Source organism: Hymenobacter tibetensis, from assembly GCF_022827545.1.
Lineage (GTDB): Bacteria > Bacteroidota > Bacteroidia > Cytophagales > Hymenobacteraceae > Hymenobacter > Hymenobacter tibetensis.
The window spans coordinates 4,806,706-4,818,416 of record NZ_CP094669.1 but is presented as its reverse complement, the minus strand read 5'-3'; the positions used below and the strand labels follow the sequence as shown (position 1 = coordinate 4,818,416).

The window sequence follows — 11,711 nt, the reverse complement described above, 5'->3', positions numbered from 1 at the left end:
AGGAAAGGCCGGGAAAGAAATTAGAATGATGCATTGAAGCCCACTGATACAGAACGCGGAATAGGTACTTCCACAAAGTCGAAGCCCCGCACGGCATTGCTCTGGCCAGCGGCACTCACCTCCGGATCGTAGCCACTGTAGTCGGTAATAACCCACAGGTTACGGCCAGCTACCGAAAAGCGCAGATCCCGCATTCCTAGAATCTTGGGTTTGATCAGATAGCTTATTGATGCCTCACGCAATTTGATGAACGAGCCATCCTCAATCCAGCGGTCAAATGTGTTGTAAGTAGCAGTGCTAGTACCCTTGGGCACGTTTCCGCTTAACTCTGCCTCGTATAGCTTCAGCCCACCAAAAATGTCGCGCGAGCCAACGCGTTGGGTGAAGTTGAATACATCGAAATCCTGTTGCGTATCAAACTGTACCCGGAAGGTGAGGCGGTTATCGAGCAAACTAACTTCGTTGATAAGCGAGGCAGTATACCGGGGGTTAGGGTCGCCGAGTACTGTATTGAGCAAGGTGCCCGAAGGCTGGCCGTCGGCGCGGCGTTGCGGCGTGTTCGGAGCGCCAAATGTGCCTTGAATACCTAATTCCCGTTGTGGCAACCCGGCGGGCGTAAGCAACAGGGAGCCGTCAGGGTTACGAGCTGAATAGGTGCCGTAGAAAGTACCCAAAGGCTGGCCTTCAACCCCTGCCACCAACCCAAAGCCGTTGGAGAACGTGACTAGACCATTCGGAATATTAGTAATACGGTTCTTGTTGTGTGAGAACGTGCCAGTAACTGTCCAGCGTACGGATGCTGTTTGCACAGGCGTGCCGCGCACCAGCAGTTCCACTCCACGGTTGCGCATATTCCCAATGTTGTCGAACCGATTGGTGAAGCCGCTGCTGAAGTTCAAGTCGCGCAGCAATAGCAAATCCTCTACCTCTTTGTTGTAGTAAGAAAATTCAATGCCTACTCGGTCGTTGAAAAGACTTAAGTCAGTGCCAATTTCAAATTCCTTTTGCCGCTCGGGCTGCAAGCGGGCATTTCCCTGTTGTGCCGATGTAGACAAGCCAGGTTGGGTACCTAACACCACCGGCAGCAAGTTATTGAGTCGGTCATAGGGCCCAATAGCAGTTAAGTTGCCAGCTTCGCCATAGGAGGCACGTAGCTTGAATTGTGGTACAAAGCGAGCCAGTGGCCCTTCTTTCCAGAAGCCTGCTTCAGATAATAAATAAGAGCCACTGACTTTGGGGTAGTATTGCCTCCGCACGTTGGCCCCATACACAGATGCCTCATCCATCCGAATAGCGCCCGTGAGAAAAAGCTGATTGTAAATCCCAAATGTTTGCTGCGCAAACGCTCCGCGAATGGTGCGTTCAGTACGTGTTTCACCGGCTACCACAGTGCCGCTGGCAGTGGTTTCGATTTCTGGAGCCAGGTTGATGGATTGAATAGCTGTGCTTAGCGCCTGTTCATACTGCAACGTGCCACCCACCGTGGTGGTGCTGGCCAACCATTCTGTGAAATCACGCCGGTAGCCAAGCGTGAGGTCGTTGTTGACCAGCAGTGCGGTCCGGTCGGCACGGCGGGCTAAGCCAGTGGTATAGGTAGGTGCCGTGCTGTTAGTCGGAATAAATCCAGTGGCTAACTGCGTGCTGGCATCGTAGCCGAGTACATAATCTACAGTGAAGCCGGCGAAGGGTGTAAGGTTCAGCTGTGCGTCACCAATAAAGCGTGAAGTGCGTTGCGCAAACTTGAAGCGGTTGATAGCTTCCAGCGGATTAGTGCGTGTGATACTGAGCGCTGTACTCGGGTAGCGCCCGGTTATGGGGTCGCGCTGATTAGGATCAATAAAGTTATTGGAGAAAATAAAGCCCGTCAGGGCCCCGTAAGCTTCATTGATGCCTCCGTTGGGTACCTCGCGGCTTTGGCTGAGCGAATAATTGGCGCCTACACTCAGGCTGGCTTTTGAACCGAGCGTTTGCTGGAGACGAAGCCGCCCACCACCGCGGTTGAAATCAGTGTTGTCGATGATGCCCTGATTGCGGAAGTAATTGCCGGAAGCAAAGTACTTGGTCGTGCTGCTTCCACCTGTTACCGACACGTAATTATCAGTGCCGATAGCCGTTCGGAAAATGTCCTTCTGGTAGTCGTAGCGCTGTACTGGTACCTGGGTCAGGTCAGTATTAGTGGTATTCGTGAAGCGAAACGGGTATTGATTGTAATCGAGAGTTTTTCGGATTTGCGAAGTCAGGAACTGCGACGACACCGTTACCTGAGGGGCACCCTCCTTGCCGCGCTTTGTGAAGATCTGTACCACGCCATTAGAAGCCCGGGAGCCGTAAATAGCCGCGGCGGCGGCACCTTTAATGACCTCTATTCGCTCAATGTCATTAGGGCTGATATCGACGAGACGGTTTTGCGCGTAGCCGCCCAGGTCTAATAGCTGCGGCGAATCATTATTGATGATGACCCCGTCGATGATGTAGAGCGGGTCGGAAGAACCGGCTACGGTACTCGGGCCGCGCAGCCGCACCGAGATACCACCGGCGGGGTTGCCAGAGTTCTGCGTGATTTGAACCCCGGCAAACTTGCCCTGCAAGGCTTGGTCGATCTGCGTTGGTACGGTGGTGCGTAGCTCGTCGCCACTCACGGTGGCAATAGTGTTGCCCAGTTGCTTTTTGCTGGTGGCCACCGACGTACCAGTTACCACTACATCATTGAGGCGTACCAAGTCTTCGGTTAGCCCTACCTCCGGGACGGTGACGGTTGCTTCAGCAGCCAGAGTCACGCTGCGGCGCTGCGGCCGGTACCCGACTGAGCTAACTTCCAGCTGATAGGTTCCGGGGGCTAGGCTGGCTACCAATTCGTAGTTGCCCTCCACGTTGGAGCTAGCGCCCAACACTGTGTTGAGAAGCCGGATGGTAGCACCTGGTAGCGCTGCCGAACTAGCATCCACCACACGGCCTCGGATGGTGTAGCGGGTGTTCTGACCAGCGGCTGGTAGGGCCAGCTCTAAGAGCAACAGCGCTACCCATCCCCAACGGCGCAGATGCCCAGTGAGTAAGTAGATGACAGGCATACGAATGGAAATGAGGTGTGAAAGAAAAAATGAAGCTGAACATTAAACGCGTAATGACTTGCTACTAGGCTCTTTGAACCCAGCAGCAAGTCACTAACATAACGAAAAGAGGACGCTTTCTGCTTTTTATAGCACTTTTACCCAGGCAAGGAAATCTTACCCATTGTCACGGCTGGCACCCGTTGGCGGCCTGCTCCAATAGAAATGGGCTGGCCTGCCACCGCTTCATTTGCCAGCACCGCAAACAGAATAGCCTCTTTGGCATCGGGCACAATTCCGAGCTCGGCAGTGGTAGCGAAATGGCAACCTGGTAGGTGCCGCCGCAGGGCTGCCTGCAAAGCAGGGTTGTGAGCCCCGCCGCCACTGGCATATACAGCCAGCGCAGGGCGGGCACCAAAAGCTTGCTTGGCGGCCTGTGCCACTCCTAGAGCACTCAGCTCGGTGAGAGTAGCTAGCAAATCCTCTAGGTTTAGGGTGGAGGTATTGCTTTGCGTTTGTGCCTGCCGCAGATACTCCGGCCCGAAGAGCTCTGGGCCGGTGGTTTTGGGCAGCGGCGCCGAAAAAAACGGATGATCAAGCAAGGCTTTTAGTAGACCTTCGTGCACGTGGCCAGCGGCTGCCAAACGGCCATCTTCATCATAGGCCAACCCAGGGCGCTGGGCGCGCACGGTGGCATCCAGCAGCGTGTTGCCGGGGCCCGTGTCAGTGCTGAAAGCTGTGCTGGCATCATGGCCGGTACGGGGCAGGTACGTGAAGTTGGCAATGCCACCCAGGTTCAGGAGCAGCCGTTCTTCGTCGGGGCTGCTAAGCAATAGGTAGTCGCCGTAGGCCGCCAACGGGGCGCCTTCGCCACCGGCAGCTAGGTGCTTCTGCCGAAAGTCGCTGAGGGTTATAATGCCTGAGCGCACGGCCACATGGTCTCCGTCGCCGAGCTGCAAGGTAGCATTTAGAGGGAAATCGGGGTGTTGGTGCTGGTGGTGGGGGGCATGGTACACAGTCTGGCCGTGGCTGGCTATTAGGTCCACGTCGGCGGGCTTGAGTTGCCAGGCGCCCAAACATGTCAGCACCATATCGGCATGAAGCAGCCCCAACCACGGATTCAGTAGCGTCAGATATTCCAGACTAACTTGGGTGCCCGCAAATACCTGCCGGATGCGGTGGCGCACATCATCGTCGTAGGGAATAGTAGCGAATTGCTCTAGCGTGAGGCGCGTGTCCGCTCCGTGCCCTTCCAATCGGCACAACGCTACATCCAGCCCATCCAACGAAGTGCCCGACATCAGGCCGATAATGCGCCGACTCGGCTGCTGCGCAATCTGAAGTAAGCGGACGAGGTATGGATTCATGGCTTTTGTACCGTTTACTACTGGTGGGAGGGCCGTAAAACAATTTATATACTTTTTATTACCGCTGGCTTGGTGGAGCTTGCCGTCACAGGTATGCAAGTAAACACAGAAGCTCGAAACGGGCAGCTATCCAGCAGAATGTGCGGATAGCTGCTCGTTTCGAGCTTCTGTGTTTGTAGGGTAAGACAAACTGCTTACAAAAAGCAGCTTCGCTTTTATAACTTAAGCTTAGCCAATCTTTTTTCCGGCCATGGCCTGCTTGATGGAGATGTTCATTACGCGCTCGGCGTACGGGCTGGTCAGGGCTTCCAACTCGTCTACTGCTTTCAGGATGGTATCTTTTTCCTTGGTTTCTAGGGCCTCACGCAGATTTTGAGTGGAGGCAGCCGTAAGGGTTATTTCGTCCTCGGTGAGGTGCTGATGGTTTTTCTCTACAAAACGCTCCACCTGATACAGCATTTGCTCGGCTACCGTGCGGGCTTCAATTACCATACGGGCCGTCACGTCTTCACGAGCAAAGGTGAGCGAGTCCATGAGCATCTTTTCCACCTGTTCGTCGGTGAGGCCGTATTGGGGCTTGATTTCAACAGCTTGGCTGGTGCCCGAACGCAGCTCAATGGCTTCCACCTTCAAAATGCCGTCAGCGTTTAGAATGAAGTTCACGTCCACCTTCGGCAAGCCGGCGGGCATAGCCGGAATACCCCGCAAGTCGAACTCCGCTAGCTTGCGGTTCTCGCTCACCAAGTCTCGCTCGCCCTGGTACACCGATATTTTCAGGTTCACTTGCCCGTCCACGCTGGTGGTGTACTGGCGGCCGGCTTTGGTAGGTATTTTCGAGTTGCGCGCAATAATGGGGTCCATTAAGCCACCGAGCGTTTCAATACCTAGCGTGAGCGGCGTTACGTCCAGCAACAGCACGTCGCGGCGGTTGCCACCCAAGATGTCGGCCTGAATGGCCGCGCCCAGCGCCACTACCTCGTCGGGATTTAGTGAGTTGTTGGCCGGCTGCTGGAAGAACGTTGACACGGCATCGTACACCAGCGGCACGCGCGTAGAGCCGCCCACGAGCAACACGGCATCCAGGTCTTTCGGAGTGAGGTTGGCGTCGGTTAACGCCTGCCGGCACGACGTGATGGTGCGCTCCACCAATGGCTGAATCAAGCTGTTGAATTCTGGCTTGGTGAGGCGCAGCACCAGCCCGTCGAAATTAGCCCCGAAATCGTCGTGCTGACTAAGGTACTTCTTGGCGGCTTCCGCAAGCAGCCGCAGTTCTTGCTGAAGCGGCACGTTGTTGGTTAGCGCAGCCGCTAACTGGTACTGCGCCGTCCAGTGGTTGATGATGGCGCGGTCGAGGTCGTCGCCCCCGAGGTAAGTGTCGCCGTTGGTGCTTAGCACTTCGAAAATGCCTTGCTGAATGCGCAGGATACTCACGTCGAAAGTGCCGCCGCCGAGGTCATACACGGCTACGGTTTTCTCTTCGTCGGGCGAAAGCCCAATGCCATAGGCCAGCGCGGCCGCCGTAGGCTCATTCACAATGCGCAACACTTCCAAGCCTGCCAAGCGGCCAGCGTCGCGGGTGGCTTGCCGCTGCGAGTCGTTGAAGTAGGCCGGAACCGTAATAACGGCTTTGTTGACGGGCGTTTTGAGGGCGTGCTCGGCACGGGCCCGCAACTCCTTCAAAATCTCTGCCGACAGCTCGATAGGGGAGTAGAACTTCTCACCCACCCGGATTTTCACCAGTCCTTCGGAGTTGTCGTCAATCACCTTGTAGCCCAAGTCGGAGGCGTGGCCGCCCAGGTCTTTGTAGCTTTTGCCAAGCAGGCGCTTCACCGAATAAATCGTGTTCTGCGGGTCGGTAAGCAGGTAGTCCTTGGCATCGGTGCCCACAATAGGCGTTTCGCCACCGACCGGAAAATGCACCACCGAAGGGACGATGGTACCGCGGCCCTGGTCGTTGATGGCCAAGGGCTGCCGGGTGTCGGGGTGGATGTAGGCAACCAGCGAGTTGGTGGTGCCCAAATCAATACCAACTATGATTTCTTCTTGCTGAATACTTCCGGTGGAGAGGTTGATTGCAACTTTAGCCATGCGTGAAAAGGCAGAGCGCCGGAGCGCACTTGGTGAGCGAAACGGAACCCGACAGCAACTTAACCATCAACCCGCGGCGCAAGCGCAAAAATAGTGAAGAAATAGCGGGGCGTCGGTTTAGCAATGAGCCGCCGGTTTCGGTGCCAAGAGAGTGGGTGGTGATAAGCGAATAATATGTACGAATATTCGTCTATAACAATCCGACTATAGAGGAGTTTACGTACTGTTGTGTAGACGGTATACTCGAGTTTGTTAAGCTCCAGTTTACTTGTATTTCGCCTGCTGAGTTAATGCCCTTTCTCCTGGTCTGCTTGGTTGCGGCTAGGCGCTCCGATTTCCCCTATTGCTTCCTGTGATTTGCTTTTTACCCTACCGGATTTCTGGTAGGCTGGTTGCCTATTTTCTCATCTTTCCCCACCATTATCATGAAGAAAAGTCTTACCCGTCCCATTCTTCCCATTGCATTAGCCGCCACGGCTGTGGCCGGCCTGCTAGCCTGGAATGGACAGACCACGCAACTGGAAGCAAGTAGCCACCGGGAAGCCCCACTCATTGCCGATGATCCGCTGGCCGACAACACCGACTTGTATGCCTTCCGCGACCCGGTAAACCCGGAGATGATCAACATTATCGCCAACTACATCCCGCTGGAACTACCCCAGGGTGGACCTAACTACAACACGTTCGGCGAAAACGTCCGCTACGAGATTCACATCAAGAACTCGGCAGACAACCCTACCCGCGACGACATCACCTACCGCTTCACCTTCACTCGGACCAACCAAGACCCCACCACCTTCTTCAACATCCGGCTGGGGCAGCAAAATCTGAAAACCACCTACACCTGCGAGAAAAGCGTGGCGGGCGGGGCTTTCACCACTATCGTGACCAATGGCATTGTGCCGCCGCCCAACATTGGGCCACGCTCTATTGAAAGTGCCGCTGGGTTGAACTCGCCCTACAATACGCTCATGGCCAACGCCATTCAGACGGTAGGAACAAGCAAGATTTTCTGCGGCCCCGTAGATGATCCGTTCTTCGTGGACCTAGGCGGTATTTTTGACTTGGGTGGCGTACGCACCGCTAGTGCCCGCGACGGTGTGGCTCGTAAAAACACGCACGCTATTGCGCTGCAACTTCCGATTTCAGAATTGCAGAAGGACGGCAAGACGGGCGCCATGGCGGCCAACATTCTCGACTCCGACTACATCATTGGGGTGTGGGCCTCGGCTAGCCGCCCTGCCATGCGTACGCTCAACGTGGATGGTACGCAGACGCACACCGGCAACTGGATACAGGTATCGCGCCTCGGTATGCCGCTCACCAACGAAGTTATTATCCCAGTGGGTGGCAAAGACGGCTGGAATGCCCGCACCCCCGGTGCCGAGCGTGCCCTGGATGACGACTACTTCACTAACCCGGAGCTAGGCCTATACATGGCCGATAACAACCCAGTAGCCCCCGCCGGGCCTAAGCCTGCTGGCCAGACCTATTATGGTGAAGCCGTACCCGGTTTGGCTTCCCTGCGCATCCAGTCTCGCTCGCTGCAAGGTTTCGACTTCCGTAATGGTGCCGATGGCGTATCAGGTCTGACGGCTGCTCAGCGTGTTGGTACCATTTTCGAGAATGCAACGTTTGGGCCTTATCTGTTGCGTGCTGGCAAGCCTCGCTCAGTTGACATTCTGCCTATCTTCCACACGGGTGTTCCGAATGCCATTCCGTACCAATTGGCTACTGGCAAAAATGGCAATCCGCTGGCTGCTGGCAAGCCATTCATCAACAACTTCCTGCCCGCTATCGGGGACATGCTGCGCCTGAACATGGCGGTGCCTACTACCCCACGTAACTCTCCTGCTTTCAGCTCAGAAGGTTTGCTAGCCGCTGCCGTTGCTGGCCTCACAGTGGCTCCTTACAAGGATAACATCGCTTTAGAGTTCATTCCGAACATGGATGGCTTCCCGAATGGCCGTCGTTTAGAGGATGATGTAACCCGCATTGAGTTGCAGGCTGTAGGTGGTGCCGTATTGGCCGCTATCGGCTTGTGGTATGACGACTACACGGCTGGTGCTGCCAACCCCGTAACGCCTCAACTGCTTGGCGTAGTTGGGTTCCGTACGGGTGTAGAAGCCAACGATACGACCTTCAAAGCGGCCTTCCCTTACTTACAGACGCCTTGGTCTGGCACTACGGCACAGCGCATCGCGCTGTCGCAGCGCTCGGCTTCGGGTGGCTTGGGCTTGCAGGCAAGCGCAGTAGCGTCCATGCAGGCGTATCCAAACCCAGCAGTAGACCAAACCACGTTCCGTTACGAGGTAGGCGTGAACAGCAACATTTCGTTGATTGTCACCGATATGATGGGCCGTCAAGTGGCTACCCTCATAAAGCCAAAAGAGCATAAAGCGGGCACCTACGAGTACAAATGGCGTTTGCCAAACTCGCTGGCCGCTGGCACTTACGTAGCCACGTTCTATAGCGGCGCTACGGTGTTGCAGTCAGTGAAAGTGGTTCGCCAGGCGCAATAGTCCGTGAACTAGTGTTCCAGTGAAATGGTGAGTTCAGCGTTCCGCTTGCGCACAGTGCGTGGATAGAATATAGAACTCACCATTTCACCGTTTCGCTACCTTGCCCATTCTACTATCCCACCTCTGTGCGTAACTACTTCTACCCTATTCTGCTGGCAAGTTTTGCGGCGGCAGTGGCTGCCTTGTTTCTCTTCCGCAAGCCCGAACGAATTCCGCAGCTCAAGGAGCGCCACGGCGACCTGGCTATGGGCGGTGAGTGGGTGAACACCCAGAGTGCCGTAGCCGGCTTGTTGGCCAAGCTGCGCACCAACCCCGAAGATGCCAAAGCACAATTGCTGTTGGCCCAAGCCTACATGCAGGAGGCCCGCGTCACCGGCGACCACGCCTACTACGACATGGCCGCTATGGAACTACTCAACAGCGTACTGCGAAAAGAGCCTGAAAACTTTGAAGCCCTGTGCTGCAAAGCCTCGCTCAGCCTCACCCAACACCATTTTTCAGAAGGCTTGGCCTTGGCCGAGGAAGCGGTGAAGCTCAACCCAAGCAATGCCTTCGTGTATGGCTTGCTCTGCGACGCCAACGTGGAACTCGGCCTCTACCCCGAGGCCGTACGCATGGCCGATAAGATGAACACCCTGCGCCCCGACTTGCGCGCCTACGCTCGGGTGTCGTATCTGCGCGAAATCTACGGCGACTTGCCTGGCGCTATTGAAGCCATGAACATGGCGGCCAAAGCAGGCTTTCCCGGCCTCGAACAAACGGAGTGGGCCCGTATCCAGCTGGGGCATCTGTACGAAAACACCGGCGACCTGCAACAAGCCGAACAGCAGTACAAACAATCATTGGTGGAGCGCCCTGGCTATTCCTACGCGTTGGCTGGTTTGGGAAGGGTAGAAAAAGCCCGCCGCAACTATAGCGCGGCCATCACCTACTTCCAGAAAGCCCGGGCCACCGTGAAGGACTATGCGTTTGCCGACGAGCTAACGGACTTATACCGCCTCAATAACGAGCCAGACAAAGCCCAAGAAATGGCTCGTGAAGCCATTGCTATGCTGGCCGATGATGCCAAGGAAGCCGACGACAACGAACTGATGGGCCACTACGCCGACCGGGAGTTGGCGTATGCGTACCTCAAAACCAAAGAACTAGACAAAGCTCTTGAACACGCCAAAATCGAGTACGAGCGGCGTCCCGACAACATTGACGTAGAGGAAACGCTGGCTTGGGTGCACTACAAGCGCGGTGAATACGCCGAGGCAGCAAAGCAGATGCAGCGGGCCCGCCGCATGAAAACCAAGACGCCCACGCTTCTCTGCCGTGCCGGCCTGATTGCCACTAAAACCGGCCGCGTTGCCGAAGGCCAGGCCCTTATCCGGGAGGCACTTGCGCTTAATCCCTACCTCAGCCTTGATCTGGCCGACGAGGGTAAAAAGCTGCTGGCTGCTCGCTAAAGTCCGCCTTGTTGTTTCGCTGGATCTAGATATAGCACTACGTGGCTGCACCCGCTGGCTGCGCTACTTACGGGTTGAAGCCTATGGCACACCTTTTCTCTTGTTCACGGGTCCGCTGCCTGCTACCGTTGCTGCTATTGTTGCCTGCTCTGGCTAATGCGCATGTGCTGGACGTGGACCTCAGTAAGCTTTCCCGCACCGACATTCTCTGGACCTACTTGCAGCTTGGCTTTAAGCACATTCTGCCGCTCGGCCTCGACCATATTCTGTTTGTGCTTAGCATCTTCTTCTTGGAGCCTCGCCTCAAGCCAGTGCTCTGGCAGGCAACGGCTTTCACCGTGGCCCATTCCATCACGCTTGGGTTAGCTATGTATGGCATACTAGCGCCCCCCGTAGCGGTGGTAGAGCCAATTATTGCGCTTTCCATTCTGTTCGTGGCTATCGAGAACATCGTGGCTGACCGGCTGAACCCCTGGCGTGTGGCCATTGTGTTTGGGTTCGGATTGATTCACGGCTTGGGTTTCGCTAGTGCGCTGACGGGCTTAGGGCTGCCGCGCCATATGTTTTTCGAGTCCCTTATTTCTTTCAACGTAGGCGTGGAGCTGGGCCAGGTAACCGTGATTCTGCTGGCGTGGCTGCTCGTGGGCCGCTGGTTCGGCCAGAAAGTCTGGTACAAGCAGCGCGTTGTGGTACCCGCGTCCGTTGTCATCGGGCTTGTTGCTGCCTACTGGACCGTGGAGCGCGTTTTCTTTTAGCAAGAGTAAGGTGGGGCAGAGGCTCCGCTGTATGTGATAAGCACGTATTCAATAACAACGCAATGCTCCGTACCTGCCTCGTTCTGCTGCTGCTCACGCACTACCTGTTGGTGGTGGGGGCCGGCTTGGTAGGGCGGCCAGAGCCGGTGCGCCAGCACGCCGCTGACTACGTGCACAGCGTTGATTGCCAGCAGCAGCATTACCTGCGCCTCGACTGCTTCGACCAGTGCAACGGCGAACAGTATGAAGTAGCCAAACCAGGCCAGCAGCAGTCGTTGCCGCAGCTGCTAAGTACCCTCAAGGGCTTGGACGTGCATTGCCTGAACGTGGCTCCTTTGCCAACCATGATGCCCGTCTGGACATCAGGCAAGCCGGAAACAGCTATTCTGGTACTGCCAACACCAGCCGGATTTCCAGCCATACTCTACGCGCCGCCGCGCCGGGGATAAGACATGAGCCACTGCTTGCGGGCATGGGCAAA

At 55.9% G+C, this 11,711-nt stretch carries 8 protein-coding genes; 5 read left to right on the top strand and 3 right to left on the bottom strand.

Features of this window, described 5'->3' with window-relative positions; all coding sequences use genetic code 11:
• Nucleotides 1-20 precede the first annotated feature (20 nt).
• The 3 genes from MTX78_RS19310 to hscA all read right to left on the bottom strand — a co-directional run bounded on the left by MTX78_RS19310 (nucleotide 21) and on the right by hscA (nucleotide 6,502).
• Nucleotides 21-3,068, bottom strand: coding sequence for a SusC/RagA family TonB-linked outer membrane protein (locus MTX78_RS19310; protein ID WP_243797556.1), 3,048 nt, complete (start codon nucleotides 3,066-3,068; stop codon nucleotides 21-23).
• Between the two features lie 137 nt (nucleotides 3,069-3,205).
• Nucleotides 3,206-4,414 carry an anhydro-N-acetylmuramic acid kinase gene (locus tag MTX78_RS19305; protein WP_243797555.1) on the bottom strand — a complete coding sequence of 403 codons (1,209 nt, stop codon included), beginning with the start codon at nucleotides 4,412-4,414 and terminating at the stop codon, nucleotides 3,206-3,208.
• A gap of 228 nt (nucleotides 4,415-4,642) precedes the next feature.
• Nucleotides 4,643-6,502 carry a Fe-S protein assembly chaperone HscA gene (gene hscA, locus MTX78_RS19300; protein ID WP_243797553.1) on the bottom strand — a complete coding sequence of 620 codons (1,860 nt, stop codon included), beginning with the start codon at nucleotides 6,500-6,502 and terminating at the stop codon, nucleotides 4,643-4,645.
• Between the two features lie 2 nt (nucleotides 6,503-6,504).
• Here hscA and MTX78_RS19295 point away from each other — a divergent pair, with 2 nt between their 5' ends.
• The 5 genes from MTX78_RS19295 (at nucleotide 6,505) to MTX78_RS19275 (ending at nucleotide 11,679) form a co-directional block, all read left to right on the top strand.
• Entirely contained in the window at nucleotides 6,505-6,675 is a 171-nt protein-coding gene (locus tag MTX78_RS19295) for a hypothetical protein (protein ID WP_243797552.1), read from the top strand.
• 252 nt (nucleotides 6,676-6,927) lie between these two features.
• A complete protein-coding gene (locus MTX78_RS19290) occupies nucleotides 6,928-9,024 on the top strand; it encodes a DUF4331 family protein (RefSeq protein WP_243797550.1) in 2,097 nt (698 codons plus the stop codon).
• A 125-nt stretch (nucleotides 9,025-9,149) separates the two neighbouring features.
• Nucleotides 9,150-10,475 (top strand): tetratricopeptide repeat protein, encoded by a 1,326-nt coding sequence (locus MTX78_RS19285; protein WP_243797549.1) that lies wholly within the window; start codon nucleotides 9,150-9,152, stop codon nucleotides 10,473-10,475.
• 83 nt (nucleotides 10,476-10,558) lie between these two features.
• Nucleotides 10,559-11,230 carry a HupE/UreJ family protein gene (locus MTX78_RS19280; RefSeq protein ID WP_243797548.1) on the top strand — a complete coding sequence of 224 codons (672 nt, stop codon included), beginning with the start codon at nucleotides 10,559-10,561 and terminating at the stop codon, nucleotides 11,228-11,230.
• 62 nt (nucleotides 11,231-11,292) lie between these two features.
• Nucleotides 11,293-11,679 carry a hypothetical protein gene (locus MTX78_RS19275; RefSeq protein WP_243797547.1) on the top strand — a complete coding sequence of 129 codons (387 nt, stop codon included), beginning with the start codon at nucleotides 11,293-11,295 and terminating at the stop codon, nucleotides 11,677-11,679.
• The last annotated feature ends 32 nt before the right edge of the window (nucleotides 11,680-11,711 follow it).

Bases quoted from the DNA above. Each gene is read 5' to 3' on its own strand.
- MTX78_RS19280 (WP_243797548.1), top strand. From the start codon at position 10,559: ATGGCACACCTTTTCTCTTGTTCACGGGTCCGCTGCCTGCTACCGTTG.
- MTX78_RS19310 (WP_243797556.1), bottom strand. From the start codon at position 3,068: ATGCCTGTCATCTACTTACTCACTGGGCATCTGCGCCGTTGGGGATGG.
- MTX78_RS19305 (WP_243797555.1), bottom strand. From the start codon at position 4,414: ATGAATCCATACCTCGTCCGCTTACTTCAGATTGCGCAGCAGCCGAGT.
- MTX78_RS19275 (WP_243797547.1), top strand. From the start codon at position 11,293: ATGCTCCGTACCTGCCTCGTTCTGCTGCTGCTCACGCACTACCTGTTG.
- MTX78_RS19290 (WP_243797550.1), top strand. From the start codon at position 6,928: ATGAAGAAAAGTCTTACCCGTCCCATTCTTCCCATTGCATTAGCCGCC.
- hscA (WP_243797553.1), bottom strand. From the start codon at position 6,502: ATGGCTAAAGTTGCAATCAACCTCTCCACCGGAAGTATTCAGCAAGAA.